The 25,904-nt window shown below is 46.4% G+C and carries 21 protein-coding genes; 13 read left to right on the plus strand and 8 right to left on the minus strand.

Annotated features, from left to right (window positions below):
- Positions 1 to 109: 109 nt before the first annotated feature.
- From AC5ELV_RS10035 to AC5ELV_RS10050, 4 genes are all read right to left on the minus strand, one after another.
- Complete coding sequence (locus tag AC5ELV_RS10035; protein ID WP_342429158.1) at positions 110 to 814, minus strand: Crp/Fnr family transcriptional regulator; 705 nt, start codon at positions 812 to 814, stop codon at positions 110 to 112.
- 61 nt (positions 815 to 875) lie between these two features.
- Positions 876 to 1,046, minus strand: a complete 171-nt coding sequence (gene rd / locus AC5ELV_RS10040) for a rubredoxin (RefSeq protein ID WP_007432984.1) — start codon at positions 1,044 to 1,046, stop codon at positions 876 to 878.
- Positions 1,047 to 1,048: 2 nt separating this feature from the next.
- Positions 1,049 to 2,242: an NAD(P)/FAD-dependent oxidoreductase gene (locus AC5ELV_RS10045; protein WP_493430065.1), complete on the minus strand. Its 1,194-nt coding sequence runs from the start codon at positions 2,240 to 2,242 to the stop codon at positions 1,049 to 1,051.
- Positions 2,243 to 2,278: 36 nt separating this feature from the next.
- Positions 2,279 to 3,514 carry an FprA family A-type flavoprotein gene (locus tag AC5ELV_RS10050; protein WP_493430066.1) on the minus strand — a complete coding sequence of 412 codons (1,236 nt, stop codon included), beginning with the start codon at positions 3,512 to 3,514 and terminating at the stop codon, positions 2,279 to 2,281.
- 346 nt (positions 3,515 to 3,860) lie between these two features.
- Between AC5ELV_RS10050 and AC5ELV_RS10055 the strand changes: the two genes are divergently transcribed.
- The 8 genes from AC5ELV_RS10055 to AC5ELV_RS10090 all read left to right on the plus strand — a co-directional run bounded on the left by AC5ELV_RS10055 (position 3,861) and on the right by AC5ELV_RS10090 (position 15,426).
- Positions 3,861 to 4,202 carry a cupin domain-containing protein gene (locus tag AC5ELV_RS10055; RefSeq protein WP_025721355.1) on the plus strand — a complete coding sequence of 114 codons (342 nt, stop codon included), beginning with the start codon at positions 3,861 to 3,863 and terminating at the stop codon, positions 4,200 to 4,202.
- A 114-nt stretch (positions 4,203 to 4,316) separates the two neighbouring features.
- Positions 4,317 to 5,090 carry a class I SAM-dependent methyltransferase gene (locus AC5ELV_RS10060; RefSeq protein ID WP_220026365.1) on the plus strand — a complete coding sequence of 258 codons (774 nt, stop codon included), beginning with the start codon at positions 4,317 to 4,319 and terminating at the stop codon, positions 5,088 to 5,090.
- 373 nt (positions 5,091 to 5,463) lie between these two features.
- Positions 5,464 to 7,095, plus strand: a complete 1,632-nt coding sequence (locus tag AC5ELV_RS10065; RefSeq protein ID WP_493430067.1) for a response regulator — start codon at positions 5,464 to 5,466, stop codon at positions 7,093 to 7,095.
- Complete coding sequence (locus AC5ELV_RS10070; RefSeq protein ID WP_493430068.1) at positions 7,092 to 8,855, plus strand: sensor histidine kinase; 1,764 nt, start codon at positions 7,092 to 7,094, stop codon at positions 8,853 to 8,855. Before AC5ELV_RS10065 ends, AC5ELV_RS10070 begins: the two co-directional genes overlap by 4 nt.
- A 211-nt stretch (positions 8,856 to 9,066) precedes the next feature.
- The gene (locus tag AC5ELV_RS10075) at positions 9,067 to 10,734 is read left to right on the plus strand and encodes an ABC transporter substrate-binding protein (protein WP_493430069.1); all 1,668 of its coding nucleotides are present in this window, start codon (positions 9,067 to 9,069) and stop codon (positions 10,732 to 10,734) included.
- Between the two features lie 14 nt (positions 10,735 to 10,748).
- On the plus strand, positions 10,749 to 11,729 hold the full coding sequence (locus AC5ELV_RS10080; protein WP_493430070.1) for an ABC transporter permease: 981 nt from the start codon (positions 10,749 to 10,751) through the stop codon (positions 11,727 to 11,729).
- 578 nt (positions 11,730 to 12,307) lie between these two features.
- Positions 12,308 to 13,231 (plus strand): carbohydrate ABC transporter permease, encoded by a 924-nt coding sequence (locus tag AC5ELV_RS10085; RefSeq protein WP_493430071.1) that lies wholly within the window; start codon positions 12,308 to 12,310, stop codon positions 13,229 to 13,231.
- Positions 13,232 to 13,293: 62 nt separating this feature from the next.
- On the plus strand, positions 13,294 to 15,426 hold the full coding sequence (locus AC5ELV_RS10090) for an endo-1,4-beta-xylanase (RefSeq protein WP_493430072.1): 2,133 nt from the start codon (positions 13,294 to 13,296) through the stop codon (positions 15,424 to 15,426).
- Positions 15,427 to 15,573: 147 nt separating this feature from the next.
- On the opposite strand, the gene hxlB is transcribed toward AC5ELV_RS10090, so the two are convergent.
- Both hxlB and hxlA read right to left on the minus strand, forming a co-directional pair.
- Complete coding sequence (gene hxlB / locus AC5ELV_RS10095) at positions 15,574 to 16,131, minus strand: 6-phospho-3-hexuloisomerase (protein WP_493430073.1); 558 nt, start codon at positions 16,129 to 16,131, stop codon at positions 15,574 to 15,576.
- A 5-nt stretch (positions 16,132 to 16,136) separates the two neighbouring features.
- A complete protein-coding gene (gene hxlA / locus AC5ELV_RS10100; RefSeq protein ID WP_013312540.1) occupies positions 16,137 to 16,772 on the minus strand; it encodes a 3-hexulose-6-phosphate synthase in 636 nt (211 codons plus the stop codon).
- Between the two features lie 558 nt (positions 16,773 to 17,330).
- Between hxlA and AC5ELV_RS10105 the strand changes: the two genes are divergently transcribed.
- Entirely contained in the window at positions 17,331 to 18,206 is an 876-nt protein-coding gene (locus AC5ELV_RS10105; protein WP_493430074.1) for a DNA-binding protein, read from the plus strand.
- Between the two features lie 187 nt (positions 18,207 to 18,393).
- Here the strand turns inward: AC5ELV_RS10105 and AC5ELV_RS10110 are convergent, their stop codons facing one another.
- Together AC5ELV_RS10110 and pepT are read right to left on the minus strand one after the other, a co-directional pair.
- Positions 18,394 to 19,230 carry a methyl-accepting chemotaxis protein gene (locus AC5ELV_RS10110; protein WP_493430075.1) on the minus strand — a complete coding sequence of 279 codons (837 nt, stop codon included), beginning with the start codon at positions 19,228 to 19,230 and terminating at the stop codon, positions 18,394 to 18,396.
- A 199-nt stretch (positions 19,231 to 19,429) separates the two neighbouring features.
- Positions 19,430 to 20,665, minus strand: a complete 1,236-nt coding sequence (gene pepT, locus AC5ELV_RS10115; RefSeq protein ID WP_134902556.1) for a peptidase T — start codon at positions 20,663 to 20,665, stop codon at positions 19,430 to 19,432.
- Positions 20,666 to 20,842: 177 nt separating this feature from the next.
- On the opposite strand from pepT, the gene AC5ELV_RS10120 reads away from it, so the two are divergent.
- The 4 genes from AC5ELV_RS10120 to AC5ELV_RS10135 all read left to right on the plus strand — a co-directional run bounded on the left by AC5ELV_RS10120 (position 20,843) and on the right by AC5ELV_RS10135 (position 25,821).
- The gene (locus AC5ELV_RS10120) at positions 20,843 to 21,907 is read left to right on the plus strand and encodes a LacI family DNA-binding transcriptional regulator (RefSeq protein WP_493430076.1); all 1,065 of its coding nucleotides are present in this window, start codon (positions 20,843 to 20,845) and stop codon (positions 21,905 to 21,907) included.
- Between the two features lie 200 nt (positions 21,908 to 22,107).
- The gene (locus AC5ELV_RS10125) at positions 22,108 to 24,402 is read left to right on the plus strand and encodes a glycoside hydrolase family 2 protein (protein ID WP_493430077.1); all 2,295 of its coding nucleotides are present in this window, start codon (positions 22,108 to 22,110) and stop codon (positions 24,400 to 24,402) included.
- Between the two features lie 242 nt (positions 24,403 to 24,644).
- The gene (locus tag AC5ELV_RS10130) at positions 24,645 to 24,932 is read left to right on the plus strand and encodes a hypothetical protein (protein WP_013312533.1); all 288 of its coding nucleotides are present in this window, start codon (positions 24,645 to 24,647) and stop codon (positions 24,930 to 24,932) included.
- Between the two features lie 148 nt (positions 24,933 to 25,080).
- Positions 25,081 to 25,821, plus strand: a complete 741-nt coding sequence (locus tag AC5ELV_RS10135; protein ID WP_071558073.1) for a Bax inhibitor-1/YccA family protein — start codon at positions 25,081 to 25,083, stop codon at positions 25,819 to 25,821.
- The last annotated feature ends 83 nt before the right edge of the window (positions 25,822 to 25,904 follow it).

Raw genomic sequence — 25,904 nt, forward strand, 5'->3', positions numbered from 1 at the left:
CCGCCCGTTAACGAAATGGAAGTGGTTGATAGATCAACTGCAATCCATAAGTTAAAGAAGCGGTTTTTTTTGTTGTCCTCATGTTAGAGTAACATTGTATCTATGTGCCTCAATCCATATATTCGTTCAGTTTTTGTACATCGCAGATGGTAATCTCTCGTGTACCCTTAGTATGAATAATCCCCAGCTGTTCAAATTTTCCGAATTTACGGCTGATGGTTTCGCGTGTGACACCCACATAATTAGCCATTTCTTCGCGTGAAAGGGGGAGATTTATTTTAATGTAAGAGCCGTCCGGTTTGCCGTATTTATGCCCAAGCTCAAGAATCATATAGGCGATACGGATTTCCGGGTCTTTGGTAGCCAGGCTTTGAGCCAGCTTTTCGGTATGGGCCAAGCGTTTGGTTATGGTTTTGAGCAGCTTCAAAGAGATATCGGGATTGTTGTGAATCAACTGCTCCATATCATCCTTGGTGAGCATACAAATATCAGTATCTTTTAAGGCATACGCACTAAAGTTACTCAGCTCATCGCTGTTAAATATGTTCAACTCGCCAAAAAAATCGCCAGTTGTCAGAATGTGCAGAATTTGCTCCTTGCCCTGAGGCGTCATCTTCAGCAGCTTGACATGCCCGCTTTTAATAATGTACAGCGTATCGGATGCTTGTTCCTCGATAATCAAAGCCTCGCCTTTCTGATATTTCCGGTGTCGGATCATAGAGCTGACCTTACACAAATCTTCGCAGGACAAAGAGGAAAAGATAGGCACTTTGCGGGCACAGGGCTCCTTTTCGCACTGGCAGGGGCAGGACATCTCATTCACATTCATTCACTCCATTCATAAACCGGAAACTAAAAAGTATAGCGTATACTTGTTATTCTGTATCATCTATTGGGGCAAAATGGCTTTGATCCTCACCGCAGACTGGACAAACCCAGTCCTCCGGGAGATCCTCAAATGCTGTACCGGGCATCACGTCTTCATCGGGGTCGCCGATAGCAGGATCATAAATGTATCCACAGGGTTGACATACATATTTTTTCATCTTTAGTTCTCCTTGTCATTCAAAATTTTTGTAAGCTCTGGTGCGTCCGGTTTGAGTCCCTGCATGATAGCTGTTTTGTAGGGTAGTGAAGCAAGGGCATCCCCAAAGCCAATCACGCCGCAGATAGAGTCGTTTTGTATGAACATACGTGTATAAGAAGCTTGATCTTTAGTAATCAGGCTGGTGTCGCAGACTTGTTCATCTACTAGACCGATGGAAAAGAGAGGGGATTCGTAGCAGTTCGAAAGGGTTACAGGGATGGGACGCTGATAGTTGACGGATGCACCCGCCATATTAGCACCTGCTATTTTTCCCTGCTCCATTGCGCTTTCCCATAATCCATCTACCTTACTCTGAAACTCGGCTACATCACCTGCCGCATAGATATTGGCGGAGCTGGTTTCCATCTGTGCATTCACCAGAATGCCGTGTCCAATATCAAGGCCGATTGGGCGGGCGAGTTCTGTATTGGGTACAATTCCGATAGAGTAGACAACATGCTCGCAGGGGATAACAGAGCCGTCCTGTAGTTCCACACCTTCTACATGATCTGTGCCTTTAATACGCTTTACGCCTTGCCCAAGGCATACCTGAGTACCCCGTTCGGTCATTCGATCGGTCAAAATAGTGGAGGCCTTTTCATCTAGCTGGCGGGGCATAAGCCGATGCGCAGCTTCCAGTATGGTTACAGAATACCCTGCTTGCTGGAAGGACCAGGCGGTTTCCACGCCTTGAATACCGCCGCCGATGATACATATCCGGTCTCCCTGTCGCAATTCCGCTTTAAGGCTATCCGCATCTTGTCGAAAACGGATATTGTGAACGTTCCTTAGAGAAGCTCCATCTAGCGCAAGCTTACGGTTGTGAGCTCCTGTACACAGCAGCAACTTGTCATAAGCAACGGTTTGTCCATCTATTGTTTGGATAGTACAGTCCTCAGGATGTATCTCGGTTATCTTGATGCCGGAATACACATGAATTCGTTGATTGGCAAACCATTTTTCCTTTTTGATCAGGATTTTGTCACTGTGCAAATCAGTGAATAGTCCCTTGGAAAGTTTGACTCTGTTGTACGGAAAGGATGCTTCCTCTCCGTAAATAGAAATTTCGGCCAGCTCATCATGATCTCTAATCGCTTTTGCCGCGTTGACGGCGGCGACACTGCCTCCGATAATAACGTAATGTTGGTTACCCATTCAGTATCTCTCCTATTCGCTATATGCTACTGTGTTTTAAATAACACTAAGCAGTAGATCTGAGACAAATTCAGCGGCATTTTTAATTTTTTTCACTTTTTCAACTTCTGTAGGAGAGAAACGAATACGTACCGGGAACTCCACATGGGTCATACCCGTTGATTTGATTACCTCTGAAGTACTTTGGACCTTCATATTGGTACCGTTCAAGTAATCCTGTACAACTTCAATGGCTTCCCCGCTCCAGCCGTAGGAACCAAAGGCAGCAGCCAACTTGCCTTCCAGATTCATCTTTTGCATTTGTTGCAATAGGTCTTCCAATTTGCCTGTCATATCAGCATATTTGGTAGAGCTACCGACGAAAACAGCATCAGCCGAGGCAATACTATTCAATATTTCCGTTTCATCGGCTTTATCCACGTCCCATAGCTCCACCTTGATTTGGTTCTCCAAAAAGCAGTCCTTCAGGATGTTTGCCATTTTTTTAGTATTATTTTTCAGGGTGGCATAGACAATCGCTACTTTTTTATCCTCCTTGGTTTCGGTACTCATAGAGGCGTACAAATCAATAAACTTGGCAATATCATGCCGGATCGCGAAGCCGTGGGAAGGTGCAATCATCTCAATATCCAGATCGGCAACAGCTTCGATTAATGTGCGCACATATCTGCGATGTGGATGAATAATAGCCTGATAGTATCCGATAAAGTCCTCGGTGATATCAAAACCAGCCTCATCGGCAAATAGATGCTCTACAGCCACGTGTGTACTGAAAATATCGCAAGGGAACAAGATTTTATCTTCTATGCAATACGTAATCATGGTTTCTTCCGTATGCAGGTAAGGTGTTTCTTTGAACAGCAGCGTTTTGCCTCCAATGTCCAGTTGATCCCCATCCTTGATTACGAGGAAGTTGCGATGCTGAAGCTTGTACATTTGTTGAATTTCCGGAACGGCAATCTCAGTGCAGACGATCGTAGCGTTTGTTGCCTTGGAAGCAAGTGCCGCCAGTCCGCCCGAGTGATCTGGTTCCGTGTGATTGACGATGATATATTGAATATCCAATGGATCGATTAATTCAGTTACAGCTTCGGCAAATTCCCTACCGAACGCCATATCTACAGTATCTACAATGGTTGGTTTTCCAGTTTTCAGTAGATATGCATTATAGGTTGTACCCTTTGATAGTAGAAGACGATGAAAGGGAACCTCACGATTATCAATTTTTCCTACCCAATAAATATCCTTTGCCAGTTGGAATCCTGGTTTCATAGGAACAACCTCCTGCTTGTTTTTGTTTGTCTAACACAATTCGATTCTAGTTGGATGTGTCGATGAAAAAGATGATTGAAATCAAATTTTTAAATATTACAAAAGTATTTTTGACTTTAGGATTTTGCAAAATTCGATTCCAGTCGCTCCAAAGTGCAATATATAGACGAACTAGACCATTTCGATCTATATATTGTTCATTGAAAGTCGCTTATTGGATTTTTGCAAAATCCTCACTTAAATTTAGTTTTGTGATTGCAATCACAAGGCGAGCGAAATAATCCAATACAATAAAGGTATAAATCCATCTTAAGCAATTTAATTCCAAACAGGAGCGTGAACCAATATGAAAAAATCAAACCTCATTCAATTTCAGGAATATAAAGAAGCTGCGTTTACAAAACGAATAGTGCATAAGGAAGCCGACAATGTAATTTTTATTCTCAACTTTACTCCTAATGCCGAGCTGCCAACACATAATCACCCAGGAGCGAATGTATATTTGCTTGTTCTTGAAGGCAGCGGCACTGTAACTGTGAACGGCGAAGCAACGGAAGTTGTCCAAGGGGATATCATCCATGTTACGGGCGATGAGCACTTTTCCTATCGTGGCGGTGCAGAGGCGAATTCCAGTCTGCATGTAGTGTTGACCCAAACGCCAAGTGAAAGCTATGCGCAGAACATATAAAAGAGGACATAGCAGCAACATGCTCATATAAAAAAAAGAAAATGGTTATTTTTTTTACACTCATATTGATAATGAATATCATTATCAAATTTTAAAAAGAGGTGTTAATGGCCAATGCAGACAGTAGATTACAAACAGGTGCCAGGGCACTGGATATTAGCAAGTCTCGGTAAGCGCGTGCTTAGGCCCGGAGGGTTAAAAACGACACGTTGGATGATAGAGGGACTTGATGTAACCGGGCAGGATGAGGTTATTGAATTTGCCCCTGGATTGGGTATAACTGCCCAAATCACACTGCGGCTTAATCCCCGTCGTTATATTGCGATTGAACAGAATGAGAAGGCGGCTTCTATTGTAAAAACGTATGCAAGCGGAGCAAACCGGGAAGTCATTATTGCCGATGCTGAACAGGTTCCGTTGCCGGATGCCTCTGCGACGGTGGTATATGGGGAAGCCATGCTGACGATGCACACAAGAGCCAAGAAAGCGCAGATTATTTCGGAAGCCAGGCGGCTTTTGAAAGTAGGCGGGAAGTATGCTATTCATGAGATGTGCCTTGCTTCTAACCATATTGAGCCTGCGCTCAGAAAACAAATTTACAAGGATTTGGCTGTAGCCATGCGAGTTAATGCGACACCGTTGACGGTGTCAGAGTGGGAACAGCTGCTGAAGGAGGAAGGCTTTAAGGTCGTTAAAATCTATACGGTTCCCATGCACTTATTGCATCTGCCACGTATCATTCAGGACGAGGGCTGGTTGAGATTTGGAAAAATTGCCTTTAACCTTATGCGTAACCATGCTGCCCGGACAAGGGTTATGGGTATGCGAAAGCAGTTTGTAAAGTACGCCGACCATCTGCAAGCGGTCAGTATCATCGCTGAGCGATAGCCTGAATTCACGAATAAGAGAATAATAAAGTTTTTACACAATAGCAATAAAGGAGACGAACCCCCATTCAGGGATTCGTCTCCTTTTTGTATATTTGCTGCTTGTCAGACTAAATTTATTCTTGAGGATTTAGCTTTGGATATGGATTATGCACAGGAATACAGTAGCCTCGGCACGAACGGTTGGTGCTTTAGGGGCTACTTTGCCGTCTGTGGAGGTCTGGGATAGGTGCTTCTCAAGGGGGGATTGGAGTCTAATAAGTGTAAATAAAATTTCCAATTCCTGATGTTTTTAGATTACCATAGTGACTGAGATCATTGGAATAGTTAACTAAAATAATAAAACAGCATACATCAAAAGGAGGAAGCGTGTTATGAAGCTGCATCGAGCCATTGTGGTGGATGATGAAACCTTTACTCGTAAAGGGTTGCTTCAACTCATGGATTGGCAAGCCTGTGGTTTTGAAATCGTGGGAGAAGCTGATAACGGTGAGGATGCGCTGGAGCTAATCAGCCGTATTCACCCGGACCTGGTCATTACCGATATTCGTATGCCTGTGCTGGACGGATTAGAGCTGATTCGGTCTGTGCTCGAACAGACTACAGGACATCCCGCGTTTATTATCTTAAGCGGCTATAGTGATTTCGCTTATGCGCAGCAGGCAATCCGCTATGGGGTTCATGATTTTATGCTTAAGCCGATTGATGAGGGTGACTTTTCGGCTACACTGCGCAAGCTGAGTGAGAGACTGCATCGTGAACAACAGAATGCGCAACGATATCAGAATCATCATACAGGTGGGTTGTTAGAGACTGTGATGATGAATCCAGTGGATGATGTAGTGGTGACACGGTGGGAGCAGCAGCTACGGCTTGGGGAAGCCACTTCTATGTACTATGTACTCGTCGAGCTGAATGATCAACATCCCTGGCGCTCTGGTGACAATAATATCATGCTATCGCTTTTCCAATTCAGGGAGCTTATAGAGCAAGCGCTTCATCGTTTAATGGATGGCAAGTACCCTCTCTATGTTCATGAGCATCGTAACCGGATTGGTCTTATCGTACCGGACTTCTTTTTGGGGTGTTTTGAAGACAAGGTCAAAGTTTTTATGAAAGCGCTACAACAGGAGATAGAGGGGATGAAGTCACTAAAAGATCAGCTGGGAAGTCGGGTTTTCGTTTATGCGGGAAAGCCTGTGAATCGGTTGCAAGATATCCAGCAGTCCTATGCCTGTGCGAAGGAAGCGGTGCTCCATAAATACATTCATGACCATAGCGGTATTGTTGTATATCTACAGGAGGGAATGCCACCACTCCACTATAAGACCATCCATCAGGACGTATTGGATCGCTTGACGGAACAAGTTGAGGAACTGCGGTTGGATGAGCTGCGTATGACCGTGGATTATTTATTTAGCAGCTTTCGGGAGGAATGTTATGCTCCTGAGGCTATGAAAATGAGCCTGCATCAGTGCGTACTTAGTATCGTTCGGGTCATTAAAAACATGCAGGGAGATGAGCGTTCACTTCAGTCACTAGAACCGATGATGAACTGGCAGGACATGAACCTTTCTCTGGGTGAACTACAGCGATTGTTTACAGCTTTTGCAGAGGAAAGTGGAAGGTATATTGGGGTTCTGCGCAAGGATTGTCAGCAAGGAGGCATTCAGCACATCCGTGCTTACATTGAGCAGCATGCTGCCGAGAATATAAGCCTGAAAAGTATTGCGGCTCGCTTTTACATGAACCCGGTATACCTCGGTCAATTGTTCAGAAAAACGTATGGTGTGTACTTTAACGAATTTCTGCTGAAATTGCGCGTTCAGGAGGCGAAACGCTTGTTGCGGCAGACGGATTTGCGGATTTATGAAATTGCTGAGCGCGTGGGCTTCGGCAGTTCAGACTATTTTGTTACCCAGTTTGAAAAGATGGCGCACGCCACGCCTAGTGAATACCGCAACAGCCTGAGTATTGGCGACGACCTGGAGAGGACCGGCGAATGAAGAGGCTGAGAACGACTCTTGATCATGTGCGATTGCGGGATAAAATGCTGCTGCTTTATTTTCTCTGTGTTTTCACGCCTGTAGTGCTGACCAATCTGATTTTTTACCATGTTACCTCACAAAATGTGAAAGAACAGCGTATCCAGGATATTTCGCGCGCACTGGAACAGATTAAAATTGAATTTTACCGTGAATTTGAAGATGCGATGGAAATCTCGTCTAACTTTTATACCGATCATCAGCTCAATAGGGTGTTGGAACAAACTTATCCCCACCCCGCTGACTATATTGCCGCCTATGACTCTTATTTACGTCGTATCTTGAACAGTACTTATAGCCCTGTATACCACTCCGTAGGTGGAATTACGATCTACACCGATAATTCAACGCTGCTGAATTCCGGGGGAGTCAGCTTTATAGATGAGAGGGTCAGAAGCTTGCCCTGGTATACCAAAATCCCGCCTGGACGCCAGTCCAAGCCTATATTTGTACGTACCGATGACAGTACAGGCGAACAGCAGTACCCTTTCAGCCTGATTCGGCGAATGAACTATTTTTATTCCGAAAATGGTCGTGAAAAAATACTGAAAATAGAACTGCGAATGTCGTCCATTCGTGAGATTTTCAATAACCTGAATTTGCAGGGAAGTCTCTTTCTGCTGAACGAACGGGGGGAAATCGAATATACAACGGATCCCAAAGTGGATATAAACCATAAAAGTGTGGCCTATAACACCCTTAAGCTGCCCGAGGACACCATGGAGTTCAGGACGGATTATGTGCTTACGAGCAATCTGAACGACTGGAGCATTGTGGCAGCGGTATCCAGAGATGAAATGCTGTATGAAATGCAGGAATCCCGCAATTTTGTGCTCTTGTTAACCTGTGTAAATATGTTGCTGCCTACATTAATTATTATCTGGATTACACGTTCGCTGAACGTGAGAATTCATCGTATTTTAAAGCACATGAAAAAGGTGAAAAATCAGCATTTTGAGCTGATTCGCGGCACAGAGTCGCGAGATGAAATCGGGCAATTAACAGGTGAGTTTAACCGGATGACGCTGAAAATAAAGCGACTGATTAACGATGTTTATATGGCAGATATTCAGCGAAAAAATCTGGAAATTCAGCGCAGACATGCCCAGTTGAATGCACTTCACAGCCAGATCAACCCACATTTCCTGTTCAATGCGCTGGAGACAATTCGCATGCGGAGCTTGATGAAGCATGAGGATGAGACAGCGCGCATTATTCATAACATGGCACGGATTTTCCGCAATTCGCTGGTGTGGAACAAGGATCGGGTTACTTTGCGGGAGGAGCTGGAGCTGATCCGTTGTTTTCTGGAAATCCAGCAATATCGCTTTGGTGAGCGAATACAGTACGAAGTGCAGGCGCGCTCTGAAGACTTGGATAATCTGCTTCCCAAAATGGTCGCGCTGACACTGGTTGAAAATGCAAGTATCCACGGCATTGAGCCACTAAAGCATGGGGGGCGCATTGAGATCCATTTTGAGCAGGAGGAAGGACAACTGATTCTAACGGTTCGGGATGATGGGGTTGGCATGTCTACGGAGCAGGTACAACGCTTATATGGCTACATGCACAGGCAGGAAGAAATGGGTGAGCGTATAGGTCTACAAAATGTCATATATCGTCTTAAGCTTTACTATGGGAGCCGTTTTGAGCTTGCCATTCGCAGTGCACCCGGCGAGGGTACGGAGATTCGAATTAGGATTCCTGCGGATCGGGAGTAAGGGTAGACAGCAGTGCCTATTTTGCTTTGAAGGACCTTTACCTATAGTTTTCTAAGTAACACCTTTAGATTGACAGGTGAACGAAATGAACAGCATTTTATAAAATGAAAGTGCTTACAATTTAGGGTGTGCGGGATTCTCAGTGCTTGAGGTACGTGCACACGATATTCACACACAATCGACAAAAGAGGACGAAAGGGGAGGGTCTGGCATGACAAGCAAAAGGTTCGGAATCATCAGTCTGGTAATGGTTATGATGGCGTCTATGATTGCTGCTTGCTCAGGGAGCTCGGGCAAGGAGCCGGCGTCAGGAGATAGCAAGGAGAAGGTCACATTCACGTATTTTAATGCCACTGCGGGGAGGGACATTAATACCAATGAAACGCGGATCGGCAAAATCCTGGAGGATCAGACGGGGGTAAACTGGAAGCTGGAGCATTTGGTGGGGGATTCCAATACGAAGATCGGTACATTTATTGCCAGTAACGATTACCCGGATGTGATAGTACCCGATGGCACGATCGATAAGCTACTGGATGCCGGGGCTTTTATTCCCCTGAATGATTTGATCGACAAATATGGACCGAATATTAAGCGTGTATATGGACCGTACTACAACTTGATGAAGGCGGAGGATGGGAATATTTACTTTCTGCCGCTCAGTGCGGTGGTAGGCGATTATTTACCTGCGCCTAACTTAGAGCAAGGAGCCTTTTGGGTGCAACGCAGGGTATTAAAAGAAGCGGGATATCCAAAAATCAAAACACTTGATGAGTATTTAGCCCTGATTCGTAACTATGCGAAAAAGCATGCAGATGAGGGCTTGACTGGGTACCTGGCGTTAACCACGCAGGATAGGTTTTATGCTCTGACGAACGCGCCGATGCATCTGGCAGGCTATCCGAATGATGGCGGCACGATTATTGATATGAAAACACACCGGGCCACGGATTATGGAGATATGGAAATCACAAAGCGGTATCTCAAAGAGCTAAATCAGCTCAATGTAGAGGGCCTATTTGATAAATCGTCCTTTGTGGACAATTACGATCAATATTTAGCGAAGCTGACCTCGGGTAAGGTGCTGGGCTTTTTCGACTACCGCTGGCAGGCGGGGCAGGCCCTAAATAACCTGCAGGAGGCTTCCAAGCAATCGGGCAATGATGATATGGAGTATATAGGGCTGCCTGTTGTATATGACCAGAATATAAAGGATCAGTACATTGATCCGTCGTCATTCGTTAATAACCGAGGCATAGGAATTACGGTCAGTGCCAAGGACCCGGTACGTATCATCAAATTTTTTGACAACCTGCTGACTGACGAAAACCAGGTGTTATCCAACTGGGGAATCAAGGGAGAAACCTATGATGTAGATAAAAAAGGGCGCTTTTACCGGACTGAGGAGCAAATTAAGCAGACTGGTCAGGACGCGTTCCGCGAATCATTCGGGTTCAAATATTTTGAATACAGTTGGCCGCGATACGGTAGCGGTTCTACCCTGCCTGACGGCAACTCCGTTGGTGCCGGACGGCAGCCAGAGGTTGCGCGTATGTCCTACACCGAGGGAGATAAAAAGCTACTAAAAGTCTATGGTGTAGAGTCTTTCTCGCAAATGTTTTCCGCACCTGATGAGCGCCCATGGTATCCGGCCTGGAGTATCCCGATTGCTCAAGGCTCAACTGCGCAGCTCTTCCAGCAAAAGAAGGGGGACCTGCAGCGCAAATATTTCCCGCGTTTGGTGCTGTCTGCACCGGAGCAGTTTGATGCGATTTGGAGTGAATACACTACTGAATTCAACAAGCTGGATGTAAAGGCGTATGAGGAGCTGATCACGAAGGAGGTTGCCAAAAAAATCGAAAATCCCGGTAAAAAATAAAGGAGGAAGCAGCTATGGGCCACTCGTCACCACCAGCTGTCACGATCTCCTCGGATCATTTGCCGCCCTCGCGGCGAACCGGCTTTAGGGGATTTATGCACAAGCTGAATCAGCAACGGGCACTGGTATGGATGTCCGTCCCTTTTTTAATCTGGCTGTTCATCTTCAAGTATTTGCCCATCTGGGGCTGGACGATTGCCTTTCAGGATTTTAAGCCTGCCCGCAAGTTGCTCGATCAGCAATGGGTCGGATTAAAACATTTCCATTTTCTATTTCAGGATGAACACTTTCTCCGGGTCATGCGCAATACGCTGGCGATGAGCTTTATTAATCTGGTGCTGGGCTTTGTCACCGCTATAACATTAGCGATTTTGCTGAATGAGCTTCGCCAGCTCGTATTTAAGCGGGTGGTACAGACGATCAGCTATCTGCCGCATTTTATTTCGTGGGTGGTCGCGGCCAGCATCATTAGTACGGCGCTGTCTGCAGATGGCGGCATCATCAATGAGGTGCTGATGTGGCTGGGGTTGATTAAGGAGCCTATTCTGTGGCTGGGCGAGGGAAGCTATTTTTGGGGCATTCTTGGTGCATCGGAGGTATGGAAAAATGTCGGCTGGAACACCATCATTTATTTGGCCGCAATGACAATGATTGATCCCTCGCAGTATGAAGCGGCCGAGATGGATGGAGCAGGGCGTTTTCAGCGGATTTGGCATGTGACATTGCCCGGATTGAAGCCTGTATTTATCATCCTGCTCATTATGAACATTGGCAATTTGCTGGAATCCGGCTTTGAGCCGCAATACTTACTGGGCAACGGTATGAACGTGGATTACTCGGAGAATCTGGATATTTTCGTGCTGAAATATGGTATCCAGATGGGTAATTTCTCGCTTTCCATTGCTGCTGGGATGTTCAAAACGGTGGTCAGCTTCATCTTACTGTTTACCGCCAATCATATTGCGAAGCGGTTAGGGGAGGAGAGATTGTTCTGAAAAGGGAGTGGGTTATGGTGGGGGACGGCCGCTTCGCGTGCGGATTGTTCTTCCGATCGCTGTTATCCCCGTATTTTCTTATTGGAATAAAGATTATAGGTTAAAATCCGGGGATAAAGGCGAACGCTCCGCTTCTTCAGAACAATTCCGCCCGCTCCGCTGCTACCCGCCGTAAAGTCACTTTTTTAAGAACTGAGGGTAGTGGCAGAGGAGAGCTTAAGGAAGGCGCATGACTCGCGCTTCCTAGGGGGAATGCGTCAATGATGGCTGGCTCAGCTTCGCTATCGCCATTGAATTTGGGATAGTGCTATTCGAGGCGATAACAGAAGGTGCGTGCTCATGCATACTACAGGTGCAAGTCAGTGGATTTTTAGCAGGCCGCTTCGCTGACCTTACAACTTCTAATTGCCACTAATAATTAATAAGAGCCTGCACAAATAGCTACTTAGATTTTCACTCGAATTCCCACCCTTGTAGTCACTCATATAACCGTTTCAATTAATAGCACCAGCAGCTTCAACAATATTAATCAAATTTAAGTGCGGGTCAGGCTATTTTTTTAGAAAGGAGAGGAAGTTATGGGCAAAGGGAAGGCCGTACACGGGCGATTTCGGGCGCCCTCGGATCGGATTTTTGATGCGTGCAATATTCTGTTTATGCTCTGCCTGATGGTGTTCACGCTGTATCCGTTTTTGAATACGTTGGCGGTTTCGTTAAATGAAGCGAATGATTCGATTCGGGGCGGGATTTATTTGTGGCCACGTGAATTCACGTGGAGTAATTATGAATTTGTGTTCAAGGAAGCGACGATTTTCCATGCTACGCTGATTTCTGTATTACGTACGGTTGTGGGTACAGTGACTTCGGTATTTTGCTGCGCGATGGTGGCGTATACGATCAGCCGGCCGGAATATGTGCTGCGCAAATTTGTTTCAATTGCTTTTATTTTAACGATGTATTTTAGCGGTGGATTAATTCCGAACTTTCTCCTGATTCGTGAGCTTGGGATGCTGGGGACTTTCTGGGTGTATGTCGTGCCGGGATTGATCGGGGTGTTTAATGTGATTGTCATTCGCTCCTTTATTGAGGGATTGCCGGAAGGGATTTTGGAGTCGGCGCGTATTGACGGGGCTGGGGAGTTTGCCACTTTTATGCGCATCGTTTTGCCGCTGTGTGTTCCCGTACTGGCGACGGTGTCGCTGTTTACAGCGGTTGCGCAATGGAATTCCTGGTTCGATGTGTTTTTGTACAATTCGTCATATGAGCAATGGAGCACTCTTCAATATGAGCTGATGAAAATACTGCAAAATTCCAATACGTCTGTTAACGCTCAGGACTATGCGAGCCAATTCGCTGGTTCGGAAAATCTAGCGAAGTCGGTCACGCCTACCTCAATTCGGGCCACGATGACGATTGTCGCTTCAGTGCCTATTATTTTAGTTTATCCCTTTTTGCAAAAATACTTTGTGAAGGGTATGACCTTGGGCGGTGTCAAAGGATAGTAAATGAAAACTAATGGTGCCAAATACCAATTACAAAAAATTGGAGTACGGGAGGGATTGCTTTGCGGTCATGTTGGGTTAAGCCTTTTTATCTGGTGCTGGCTGGAGCGCTGTTGTTATCGCCTTTGGGTTGGTGGGGAGCGTCTGTAGCGAAGGCAGCTCCGTCTATAGAACATTCCCCGCCCGGTTCGGATACGGCGCTGTCGGCGGGTAGTGTCCATAAGACCATTGGAACGTATGGATTTGAGCAAGGAAACAGCGATGGCTGGAAGCCCCGGGGAACTTATACCCAAATTGCATCCGTCACGGAAGCAGCATATGGCGGCACGCACAGTCTGAAGGCAACCGCTCGCACAGCGGCTTGGAACGGGGCGGAGCTGGATGTGAAGTCGCTGTTGCAGCCGGATGTGGAGTATGAAATTAGTGGCTATGTGAAGCTAGATGGTAATTCTGCGGTTCCGAGCATGGTTAAACTTACAGTGGAGCAGCAGCCGACAGGCGGGACTACGACATGGAAGACGGTAGCGCAGACGGAGACGGCGGATACATCGTGGATCAAACTTCAGGGGAAATATACTTTTACCGGGGGGATGGATGCATTGAAGCTGTATGTGGAGAGCTCGAATCCCGCGCAGGCCTACTATGTGGATGAGGTAGAAATAACACAGGTATCGAAGACGCCAACGGAGCCGACCCATGGTATCGTATCCGGGTTTGAAGATGGTACGGCCCAAGGATGGGTGTCCCGTATGGGAGCCGAGACCGTGCAGGTTTCGGATGCCGATGCACGAAGCGGCTCATACAGTCTGCTGACAACAGGCAGACAAAAGACATATGCCGGACCCAAGCTGGATGTGACTGCTACGATGCAAAAGGGCAGCCGATATACGGTTAGTGCCTGGGTGAAGCTGGCGCCGGGTGAGCAGCCTGCCAAGGTGAGGCTCAGCGTACAGCGTGATCACCAGGGTCAAAGTGCGTATGAAACTGTTGTAGGCGACACGGCTACTACGACAGGGGGATGGATGCATTTGTCTGGTACGTATACGCTCGCGCATGATGCAGACACCGTTTCCATGTATTTGGAAACGGCAGAAGGAACGTCTTCCTTTTATATGGATGATTTCGAGCTGTCCCTTGTACCGCCGCTGGCTATTGAAAAGGACATTCCTTCTTTGCATGGATTATATGGGGGACAGTTCAGCATGGGCACGGCGATTGAAGCTTTCCAGACCGAAGGGGCTTACAGAGAACTGGTACAGAAGCATTTTAACAGCGTCGTTGCAGGGAATGCGATGAAGCCGATCTCCTTACAACCGTCCGAGGGACAGTTCCATTGGGAGGAAGCAGATCAAATTGTGCAGTTTGCTAGACAACATGGACTGGAAATTCGCTTCCATACCTTGGTGTGGCATAACCAAACTGGGGATTGGATGTTCAAGGATAAGAATGGACAGCCGATGACGCCGACTGCTGAGAATAAAAAGCTTTTGCTGGATCGGCTGGAGACGCATATTCGCGCTGTTGCAGCCCGGTATAAAAATGTCATCACCGATTGGGATGTCGTGAATGAGGTCATTGATCCTGATCAGCCCGATGGCATGCGCCGCAGCAAGTGGTATCAGATTACCGGCACGGATTATATTGAAAAAGCATTCCGTGTCACGAGGGAAGCGGTGGGCCCGAACGCACGACTATTCATTAACGATTACAACACACATGAGCCGAAGAAACGGGATTTTCTGTACAATTTGGTACGTGATCTGCTCGCTAAAGGTGTACCGATTGACGGAGTAGGCCACCAATCGCATATCCGCCTGGAGTTTCCCGCTATTAGCGAGATTGAGCAGTCTATAGAAAAGTTTGCTTCGCTTGGTCTGGATAATCAGATTACCGAGCTGGATATGGGTCTTTATTCCAATGACACAGATCGCTATGAAACGATTCCAGAATCTATGCTGATCCGGCAGGCTCACCGCTATCGGGCGCTGTTCGATATGTTTTCAAGGCAGCAGGATCATATCAGCAATGTGACGATTTGGGGTACAGATGATGGAAATACGTGGCTCAGCACGTTTCCGATAGCCCGGCTGGATAAGCCGCTACTATTCGACGAACGGTTAAAGGCCAAATATGCCTATTGGGCACTTGCTGATCCGTCCAAAGTTCCGCCGTTGCCAGCAGGGAATAACGAATAAATGGTTTGATTTGAATACATGCCGGGCTTGTTTTGTCTTATTCTATGCTGTATCGAACGTCGCCTTATACAAGCATAAAAGCAGGCTGTCCTTCACATGTGACATGTAAAGGACAGCCTGCTTTGTTATCGTAGAGGACTTGCAGTTTTATTCCAAGTTAGCGTGTTGGCCAAACATAGATTTGGAGGTCAACTTGCGCAGCTCCATCGTTCTGAGTACCAGTGCATCACCGTACAACAGCAGGGTTTGCTCAAACAATGAGCCCATAGGCTGAATCGTCTGGTAATCCTTGTTGGAAGGGTCCTTCGGTGCACCGGGCAGCTTGACGATGATATTGGCCAGTTTGCCGATGGTAGACTCGGGGGACGTGGTTAGAAGCGCCAGAGAGGCCCCGAGTTTCTTTGCTTTTTCTGCCATCGAGGTCAGGCTTTTGGTTTCGCCAGAGCCTGAACCAATAATGAGCAGGTCGCCCTCGCCCAAACTGGGAGTTACGGTTTCCCCGACCACGTAAGCTTGAACCCCCATGTGCATCAGCCGCATCGCCAGCGAGCGAATCATGAACCCTGAGCGGCCCGCACCTGCGACGAATACCTTATTGGCAGCGGCGATGGAGTGGATCAGTTGTTCCGATTCCGTATCACTGATCAATTGTGGAACCCGTTGTAGCTCCTTGAGTACCTCAGATAAATATTGAGAGGTTTCCATTGGGGTTAACCTTGTTTGATGAGCTGTTGCATTTGGGAAGCTACAGCCTTTTTGTCGTCCTCGCCAGTGATACCACCGCCGACGATAACCAGATCCGGTTGAGCCTTCACCACCTCAGCCAGTGTGCTCAGCTTAATGCCGCCAGCCACGGCAGTTTTAGAGTTTTTCACGACTTTTTTGACGGTTTGCAGTGCTTCGAACGGGCTTTGTCCTTCAGCTTGCAGATCGTAGCCTGTATGCACACAGATGTAGTCAACGCCAAGAGCGTCGATTTCTTTCGCACGTTGCTCCAGGTTTTTAACACCGATCATGTCTACCAGGATTTTTTTGCCGCCTTGTTTTTTCGCTTCTTCTACTGCGCCTTTGATTGTTGCATCTTCAGCTACAGCCAAAATCGTAACAATATCTGCACCAGCCTCGGAAGCTTTTAGCACTTCATAGCCCCCTGCATCCATAACCTTCAGGTCAGCCAGCACTTTCAGATTCGGGAATGCTTCTTTCATTGCTTTTACTGCATGAAGTCCTTCATTGATGACAATCGGCGTACCGATTTCTACGATATCAATATACGACTCTACTTCTTTTACCAATGCAATACCCTGCGGGATATCTACTAAGTCTAAAGCCAATTGAAGTTCCATGTTATTAACTTCACTCCTTAAGTGAATTTGTATTTTGATGAACAGGTACATACTCTGTTGAGTATCAATCTATACTTTAGTTTCATGCACAGGTTTGATTGTAAGGCCCCGGTATCCGGTTGAAAAGTACGCACTAATTCGTAACGTAGTTACCCCCACGATACTATAGCATCATAAAAACCATTCATGAGAGAGCCTGCATTTTGTCTTCTTTAGCATTATTTCTATAAGGGGAGTCGACTATTCGTAACCAAGGATTTTGTAAAAATCCCATAAGCGACTTCCAATGAACAAGATATAGATCGAAATGGTTTAGTTCGTCTATATCTTGCACTTCGGAGCGACTGGAATCGAATTTTGCAAAATCCATAACCATACACAGCAATGTAAGGTTGCAAAAGAATGAATGTAGCAATGATTGAATTGACTTCAAGTTAAGTTTTGACTATATTTGTAATATACTGGTATGCAAAAAAAGTGGAGGCTAGCAGCATAACTGCCCTGAAGAGTAGCCGCTGTGCTAAGGGGTAATCGCAATTTACAAGGGAGGCGGGTTTAGTGGAAGAGGTCCTGAACCAAAGGGAAGCCATTTATTTGTTGTCGGACAGCCACGAACTCGATAAAGCTTGTGAGTTGTTTAGAATCAGCTACACACATAATGATTGGGATGAAGCGAACAAAGTAGCAGACTATCTGCATACGTTGGCTGAAAACCTGTATCACACCCAACTGAGAAATGCTGCAGACGGCAAGTATGAGACATTGGACACCAAACACCCGCTAGTGTTTTATTATGCTTACAGTTATCTGGCGAAGTCTATTTACTATCAGAATATGGGTAAGTATGAGGAAGCCAGAAACTATATTATGAAGTATAGCGAAATGGGTTGGTTTATGGGGCTGGATCAGAGCGGTCACGAAGAAGTAGAGAGATTCCGTTTCCTCGCCAAGGCCAATTTATTTACGATTGAATTACTTTCGGGGAGAAGGGAACTTTTGCCTGAGTACGTTCAATTTCTTCACGACAATGAAGAGGAGCTGCTTCCAGGATTGGTTGGTATTGCCGAAGCGGCTAACTTGAATAATTGGAATATAGACGACCTGTTGAACGATTTTGCTGATGATATTAAGATATTTGAAGGTTATGAAGATAGAGCAAACCGCGTATATTATTTAAAACTGGTCAACCAATTGGCCATTTACCATTTCAAGAAGAAGCAATACACTGTTGCCTTAAATTATGTCCTTGATTCTCTGCAATTCTCTGCCAGTGTAGAAGCGGATGCCGATTTCAGGACATTGGTTGCTCTGTTTGAGACTTATCGAGATTTGGCAACACCATCACAGCAAGAGCAATACCAAACCATTTTATTAAGGGGGCTTCATAATGAAAAAGGCATTAATCTCGGTAACTATGGTCTTGGCGTTTCTTAGTATTGCTCTTCCGGTGGGAAATATTTTGGGAGGGTTAGACCCCGTGATTCCTTCAAATCATGGTGTTTTTTCTTATACTGCTTGAGTTTCAGATTTAGACCCTCAAGCCTGATAGGGCTTTTGAAAATAAAGGGAGCACACTTTTACGCATCTTGCGATCAGTGTGCCCCCTTTTTTATGCCAAGATTTATTTTACGACATAGGAAGTCAGGTCATTGGCCAGATGTTGCATCGTTTCGCTCGCCTTTTGCATACGCTCCATCACTTCAGTGAAAGAGCCTACCAGAGTTGCCTGCTCCTGAGAAGAAGAAACAATTTGCTCAATTTCCTGCTCCATTTGACGAATGGAGTTCTGTACATCCTTAAGGGCTCCTTCAATATCGACCGTTGCCTTTTTGGATTCTACGGATAGCTTGCGCACCTCTTGAGCGACGATGCCAAAGCCTGCTCCTGCTTCTCCGACACGTGCGGCTTCGATCGCTGCATTCAATCCAAGCAGGTTGGTTTGATCGGAAATTTCCTTGATGAACACAGCTACCTGATTGATTTTACCTGAGTTTTGTACGGCGATTTGGGTGTTTTTCAAAATCTGTTCACTGGTTGCCTGAAGCTCCTCGGAATGAGCCGCCACATGCTGTACCATATCAATGAGCTGCTCGGTGATGGAGCGGTTCTCGGATACGATTTGATCCAGTTGATTTTTGTTAGTCAAATTATAAGAGGCCGCAAATGCTGCGATGACTTCACCTTTCTCGTCAAATACAGGAATACTGATCATATCAAGAGGAAACCCTAGAATTTCAGCAGGAATGTGGGTCAGGCTGGCCTCACGTCCATTTTTAAGCATGGCAAAATCTTTATAGTCCTCGAGCAGCTCCGAGCCCGTTTCAAAGCCGAGATCCATACCCTCCGATTGGGTATACATAAGGACATGAGTGCGGTCGAAGAGAGCAAGGGTCACTTTCTCACGCATAATCTGTTGTATGTAGGGAATGGCTGCAATTAATGCATCTATTGTATTCAAATAGATAACCTACCTTTCTTTACTAGATATATTTTTTATAGTCTCGTATATAGTTGTCGGTCTAAAGACGGATAAAAGTTATAAAGATATTGAAAATTTAAAGGGAAATGAAAGCTTCAGAAAAAAGGCATACCGTTTCCATTACGGAACGATATGCCTTTTATTTAATCTTAACGTGTCAGTGCTGTGTATAGGTAGTTCACTTGCCGCGTTGCTCGAACAGTTGTGCAATTTCCACAATAACTTTAGTAGCAAGTACCATGTTGTCCACCGACACATATTCAAACTTACCGTGGTAGTTCTCTCCACCTGTAAAAATATTTGGTGTAGGCAGTCCCATATAGGATAGCTGTGAACCGTCTGTACCGCCACGAATCGGCTTAATAATGGGTTCGATATTCAGCTTTGTCATTGCTTCATAGGCGACATCGACGATATGCTTGACAGGCTCGATTTTCTCTTTCATGTTGTAGTACTGATCTCTCAGCTCCAGCGCAATACGGTTTTCTCCATATGCGGCCTGCAGCTCTTTGACTACATTCGTCAAGTAAGCCTTCCGGCTTTCAAAGCTTTCGCGGTCAAAATCACGGATAATATAGTACAGTTTAGCTTGTTCTGCTGTGCCTGTAGACTCCAAGAGATGATAGAAGCCATCATACCCGTCTGTATATTCCGGGGCTTCGTTTGCAGGTAACCGACTGTGCAGCTCCATAGCGATTTTGGCAGCGTGGATCATTTTGTTTTTAGCCGTACCGGGATGCACGTTCACACCGTGAATGGTAATATGGGCGGCTGCGGCGTTAAAACTCTCATACTCCAGTTCCCCGAGCGGTCCGCCGTCTACCGTATAGGCGTATTCAGCGCCAAAAGCGGCTACATCAAAGCGTTCCGGTCCTCTTCCAATCTCTTCGTCCGGTGTAAAAGCAACGCGAATTTTGCCATGTTGAATTTCTGGATGGTCAATCAGATAGTGGATAGCTGTCATGATTTCTGCGATCCCGGCTTTGTTGTCTGCACCGAGCAGGGTGGTACCATCTGTTGTGATCAGGGTGTGGCCTTTATATTGAGTCAGTTCGGGAAACTCACGTGGAGAAAGAACCACACCAAGCGAAGCATTCAGCGTGATATCGCCCCCATCATAGTTTTCCGTCAATTGCGGCTTTACCCCTGCGCCAGTCAGTTCGGTAGCCGTATCGAGGTGAGCTAGAAAACCGATGACGGGAACCTCTTTATCCGTATTGGAAGGAAGGGTCGCCATCACATAACCATGATCATCAATGGTTACGTCTGTCATACCAATGGCTTTCAATTCGCCCACCAAGAGGTTGCCCAATGTGAGCTGTCCGGGTGTAGTAGGGCAAGTGTGGCTGCTTTCATCAGATTGGGTATCTACCTGAACATATGTAGTCAGGCGGTCAATCAGTTCCTGTTTCATGTGGATATCCTCCTTGGCGTCATTTCTATTATGGTACGTATTTTATCATGATTAGCTTATAATATGAAAAAAATGGTTGAACCTTTAGGAACGACGGGTTGTGTTGCACAGGGGAGACGAGTAAGATAGTAGTAAAATAAAAGTAAAAATAGAGTAAAACCATTAAAGGAGTCTGCAATGCCTACGTTAAAAGATATCGCCCAGGAGGCAGAGGTTTCGATATCCACGGTCTCCCGAGTGCTGAATTATGATGAAACACTGTCTGTATCAGAGGAAACGCGCCGTAAAATTTTTGAGGTTGCCGAGCGTATGAAATATACGACTGTTAAACGTAAAAATGGCGGTATTGGTCGTCAGTCCCGCAAGAAGACGGAGGGACCCATTCGGTTGGGCATGGTGCACTGGTTTAGTGCGTACGAGGAACTGGAAGACCCTTATTATCTGTCTATTCGGTTTGGCGTGGAAAAAGAGTGCCGCCTAAGCGGGGCGCAGCTGGAGCGTATTTTCAGAAGAGAGGACCTGACTGCGCTGAAGACGTCATCCGAAGGGCTACATGGACTGATCGTTCTGGGGCATTTTAGCAGCGAAGAGGTAGAATATATGCTGGAACTACCCATTCCTTGCGTCTTTCTGGATCATCCGGTAGAGCGTACAGGGGCAGACTATGTGGTCATTGACCTTGCTCACGCTGCGGCTGATGCCCTGGATTATTTGATGGGCGAAGGCCATCGTCACATCGGTTATGTAGGTATGGGCAAGGATGAGCAGTCCCATGATTCCGAACGAGCGGATCTAGATGCCCGCTATGAGACGTTTTTGCGGTATCAGGAACAGCACAGCCTGTGCACGTCGGATGATATTCATGTGTGCGGCGGAACGGCGGCAGACGGCTTCCGTGCGATGGAAGCGGCTATTTTGGCAGGACCAGAAAACCTGCCTACAGCCTTCTTTGTCGCGAGCGATTCGGTGGCTATTGGGGTATTGAAGGCACTGGAGCAGCATCACCTTGCGGTGCCGGAACGGATCTCAATTGTTGGCTTCAATGATATTCCGACAGCGGAATATTTGACTCCATCTCTGTCAACGGTCAAAACGCATACCGAACTGATGGGAGAAACAGGCGTTCAGCTCTTGCTGCATACGGTACGCAACGGTGCGAATGAGGTGGGGCGCAAGGTCATCATTCCGACCGAGCTAATGATTCGCAACAGCAGTGCGCCGATACATACCGATAGCAAATAAAATCGACGTTATGGATTTGGACAGCCCTGCCTTCTGGGGCTGTTTTTTTGATTATAAAAAGATACAAAAATGGATTGACAATTGTCTTGTAAATGCTTACATTGAACATATACTTATTTTACTAAGTTTTACTCGTTATTTTTACTTAAATATTTTACTATGGTATAAGAGTGAAAAATAAAAGGTTGAGGTGACTGCCCATGCGTACCATTTTGTCGTTGAATGACCAATGGTTTTACCTTCCTGAATATGTCGAGAGCGAAGTAAGCGCAGGCATTGATGCAGGTCGGTATGAGCCAATTCAGCTGCCGCACACCAATGTAGAGCTTCCGTATAATTATTTTGACGACAAGGCATTTCAGTTTATTTCTACGTATAAAAGAGAGCTGAACATTCCGGCAGATGCCAAAGGTAAGCGAGTGTATGTTGATTTTGAAGGAGTCATGACCTATGCCCAGGTATATCTAAACGGGGCAAAGGCGGGGGAGCATAAAGGTGGATATACACCGTTCAGCGTTGAATTGACCGAACTTGCCGAGTATGGCGGCTCCAATGTGCTCACAGTCATTGTCGATTCCACGGAACGGGACGACATCCCTCCCTTTGGGGCAGTCATCGACTATCTGACCTACGGCGGTATTTACCGCGAAGTGCAGCTGCGAATAGTGGAGCCTGTACACCTCGGAACGGTATTCATTCAGACACCGGAGCCGCTTGCTGTAAGTAAGGCGATGCGCGTGGTCGTGGAGCTGGAGGGCATCGGCGATCAGCAGGACGACTTGACGGTCGCGCTGCAATTGCTGGACGGAGCGAGCATGAAGGCGGAGACCAAGCTGACAGCGGTGACGGCGGCGGAAGTAACGCTGGAGCTGAAAGAGCTGGGCGGCCTGCAGCTTTGGGATATAGATGATCCCAAGCTGTATGAAGCGAGGCTGACGCTGCTACGAGGCGGAGAAGAGTTGGATCAGGTGACCGTGCGCTTTGGCTTCCGCGAGGCCGAATTTCAGCCGGACGGTTTTTACTTGAATGGGCGGAAGATCAAGCTGCTTGGCTTGAACCGTCACCAGTCCTATCCGTACGTTGGCTACGCTATGCCCAAAAGAGCGCAGCGTCGTGATGCAGATGTGCTCAAGGAGGAGCTGGGGCTGAATATGGTACGGACATCCCACTACCCTCAGTCCCGTCATTTTCTAGACCGCTGTGATGAGATCGGATTGCTCGTTTTCGAAGAGATTCCGGGTTGGCAGCATATTGGCGGTGAAGCGTGGAAGGAGCAGGCGGTGAGGGACGTAGAGGACATGATTATCCGTGATCGTAATCATCCCTCTATTGTAATCTGGGGCGTACGAATTAATGAGTCGCAGGATGACCATGATCTGTACACGCGTACCAATGAGCGGGCACGAAAGCTAGATCCGACCCGTGCTACGGGTGGTGTGCGTTATATTGTAGGCAGTGAGCTGCTGGAAGACGTATATACGATAAATGATTTTGTTCATGATGGTGGGCACAAAAAATATTTGGCGAAGGAAATCCGCAATTTTGATACGTATGACGATACAGAAGGCGTAGATGGCGAAACGACAGGCTTGCGGCAGCCGTCTCTCGTTACAAAGCTGGATCATCCGGTCCCTTATCTGGTAACGGAATATAACGGGCATATGTACCCGACCAAGCGCTTTGACCAGGAGGAACGGGTGATGGAGCATGCGCTGCGCCATACGCGGGTCCAAAATGCTTCCTATGCCGATGAGGGCATTGCTGGAGCGATTGGTTGGTGTGCTTTTGACTATAACACGCATGCTGATTTTGGTTCCGGCGATAAAATCTGCTACCACGGTGTCATGGATATGTTCCGCCTGCCTAAATTTGCAGCGAGCGTGTACCGGAGCCAGAAGAACGTCGAACAGGAAGTCGTTATGGAGCCGGTCACTTACTGGTCGCGTGGCGAGCGGAATATCGGAGGCATCGTGCCGCTGGTCGTGTTCACCAATTGCGATGAGGTGGAGTTCATCTACGGTCATGAGCGCAAGGGGGTTTATCGTCCGAACCGAGAGAAGTACCCGGCGCTTCCTCATCCCCCTGTCGTGATCGACGAGCTGACAGGCCACTGGGGCATGAAGTGGGAAGACGCTGTATTCATTGGGTACGTAGATGGGCAAGAAGTGATCCGCAAATACTATTCACGTAATCCGGTGCCTACAGAGCTACGGATAGCTGCAGATGATATGGTGCTGGAAGCTGGCGATTGGGATGTAACTCGACTGGTAGTCGATGCTCTGGACGAATACGGCAACGTCTTGCCGTTCTATGCAGATCCAGTTTCGGTGGAGGTCGAGGGAGTGGGTGAATTGATCGGTCCTTCAAGCTTATCCCTAATTGGTGGACGCATAGCGTTCTGGATTCGGTCGAAGGGGGAGGCTGGACAAATTCGTGTGAAGGTTTCTGCGCCTTCCCGTTTCGGTCCGCAGGAATTGAGCATTCACGTGCAATAAGGAAGCAAAGGCAACATACAATCCTACTAGCCGCTTTTATAACGTTTGAGCCTTCCATTATTTAAAAAAAGGAGTTGTCCGCAGATTCTGTAAAGGATCTGAGAGGGCAACTCCTTTTTACATATATAGGGTACGTTAATCTATGATTCTTTTAAATTGTGTCTTATTACTGAGTCACTTAACGTTACGTTCATAGATTGGAAGCATAGAATACACTATCAAACGCAAGGGAGGTGAAAACTATGGCGATTCTTTTACCTTCGCAATTCTACAATCTTGCTGCTGGTGTGGGTAAGTCCTTTTTTGAAAACCTGAGAGGCGGTAATAATGCTACAATTACCGTGAATAATACGGGTGCCAATCCGGTTGATCTTGTGGTTACCCGTGTCAATGCTCCTGTGATCACTTATGTTATCCCGGCGGGCAACAGCCTTACGTTAGAAGTTGCTTTGCTGCTGGTAGCTGCTCTTCAGGCGACTCCAGTTGGAGCAGTAACAGGTACAATCCAAATTGCTACAGCTGATTTTTAACTTGTAACGACCTGACTCTCTAACTCTAGCTTTGCCGAAAGGCAAGGTTAGAGCTTTTTTTGTTTGAAATTTTCTGAAACTTTTTTCATATTGTGCCGATATATACATATAGCATAGCAAATAACAACATCGAAAAGGAGTACCCTGTATGAGCTTTAGCAATCCGGTTTTACGTGATGACATCTTTTTGCGCGAGGATGAAAGAGAAGTTAGCGAACAACGCATGACCATCGGAGGAACGGTGAACAAAACGTTGCTTCTGTTGGTCCTACTCATCGTCTCTGGCAGTATTACGTGGTACATGACCTATGAAGGAACCGTAGAGGTGCTATCCTTGCTGACGGCAGGCTTTATTGGCATGGCAGGTGTAGCACTTGCGATATCCTTTTTTCCCAAAACAGCTCCTTTACTCTCTCCTGTATATGCGATTCTGAGTGGTTTTGCTTTGGGTGGCGTTTCAGCCTTTATGGAGTATGAGTACCCGGGAATTGTGGCTAATGCCATTTTGCTGACCGTGGGTATTTTGTTCTTGATGCTCTTTATGTACACACAGCGAATCATCAAGGTGACACGCGGCTTTATCTCATTCGTGGTCCTGTGTACGATGGCGATTTTCCTGGTGACACTGGTTGATTTTATTTTGAATTTCTTCGGTATGAATGTTCCGTATATCCATGAAACGGGTTGGCTGGGCATCGGCATCAGTTTATTTATCGTGATTATTGCGGCATTGAATCTGCTGGTTGATTTTAATTTTATTGAGGAGCAAGCAGATCAAGGCGCACCCAAATATATGGAATGGTATGGTGCTTTTGCATTGCTAGTGACTCTGGTATGGCTGTATGTACGGATTTTGGATCTGTTAGCCAAGTTCAGTAAGAGGGACTAAGTGCAGGGTGAGAAGAAAAGGATGGCTGACTGCCGTCCTTTTTTGTATTTTAAATAGACGGTTTAAAAATTGTATTTTACGTT

Source organism: Paenibacillus sp. NMA1017 (assembly GCF_058895805.1).

What these genes read in the sequence shown, in the direction of transcription:
- AC5ELV_RS10035 (WP_342429158.1), bottom strand. Translation starts at nt 814, where the DNA reads ATGTCCTGCCCCTGCCAGTGCGAAAAGGAGCCCTGTGCCCGCAAAGTG.
- rd (WP_007432984.1), bottom strand. Translation starts at nt 1,046, where the DNA reads ATGAAAAAATATGTATGTCAACCCTGTGGATACATTTATGATCCTGCT.
- AC5ELV_RS10045 (WP_493430065.1), bottom strand. Translation starts at nt 2,242, where the DNA reads ATGGGTAACCAACATTACGTTATTATCGGAGGCAGTGTCGCCGCCGTC.
- AC5ELV_RS10050 (WP_493430066.1), bottom strand. Translation starts at nt 3,514, where the DNA reads ATGAAACCAGGATTCCAACTGGCAAAGGATATTTATTGGGTAGGAAAA.
- AC5ELV_RS10055 (WP_025721355.1), top strand. Translation starts at nt 3,861, where the DNA reads ATGAAAAAATCAAACCTCATTCAATTTCAGGAATATAAAGAAGCTGCG.
- AC5ELV_RS10060 (WP_220026365.1), top strand. Translation starts at nt 4,317, where the DNA reads ATGCAGACAGTAGATTACAAACAGGTGCCAGGGCACTGGATATTAGCA.
- AC5ELV_RS10065 (WP_493430067.1), top strand. Translation starts at nt 5,464, where the DNA reads ATGAAGCTGCATCGAGCCATTGTGGTGGATGATGAAACCTTTACTCGT.
- AC5ELV_RS10070 (WP_493430068.1), top strand. Translation starts at nt 7,092, where the DNA reads ATGAAGAGGCTGAGAACGACTCTTGATCATGTGCGATTGCGGGATAAA.
- AC5ELV_RS10075 (WP_493430069.1), top strand. Translation starts at nt 9,067, where the DNA reads ATGACAAGCAAAAGGTTCGGAATCATCAGTCTGGTAATGGTTATGATG.
- AC5ELV_RS10080 (WP_493430070.1), top strand. Translation starts at nt 10,749, where the DNA reads ATGGGCCACTCGTCACCACCAGCTGTCACGATCTCCTCGGATCATTTG.
- AC5ELV_RS10085 (WP_493430071.1), top strand. Translation starts at nt 12,308, where the DNA reads ATGGGCAAAGGGAAGGCCGTACACGGGCGATTTCGGGCGCCCTCGGAT.
- hxlB (WP_493430073.1), bottom strand. Translation starts at nt 16,131, where the DNA reads ATGGAAACCTCTCAATATTTATCTGAGGTACTCAAGGAGCTACAACGG.
- hxlA (WP_013312540.1), bottom strand. Translation starts at nt 16,772, where the DNA reads ATGGAACTTCAATTGGCTTTAGACTTAGTAGATATCCCGCAGGGTATT.
- pepT (WP_134902556.1), bottom strand. Translation starts at nt 20,665, where the DNA reads ATGAAACAGGAACTGATTGACCGCCTGACTACATATGTTCAGGTAGAT.
- AC5ELV_RS10120 (WP_493430076.1), top strand. Translation starts at nt 20,843, where the DNA reads ATGCCTACGTTAAAAGATATCGCCCAGGAGGCAGAGGTTTCGATATCC.
- AC5ELV_RS10125 (WP_493430077.1), top strand. Translation starts at nt 22,108, where the DNA reads ATGCGTACCATTTTGTCGTTGAATGACCAATGGTTTTACCTTCCTGAA.
- AC5ELV_RS10130 (WP_013312533.1), top strand. Translation starts at nt 24,645, where the DNA reads ATGGCGATTCTTTTACCTTCGCAATTCTACAATCTTGCTGCTGGTGTG.
- AC5ELV_RS10135 (WP_071558073.1), top strand. Translation starts at nt 25,081, where the DNA reads ATGAGCTTTAGCAATCCGGTTTTACGTGATGACATCTTTTTGCGCGAG.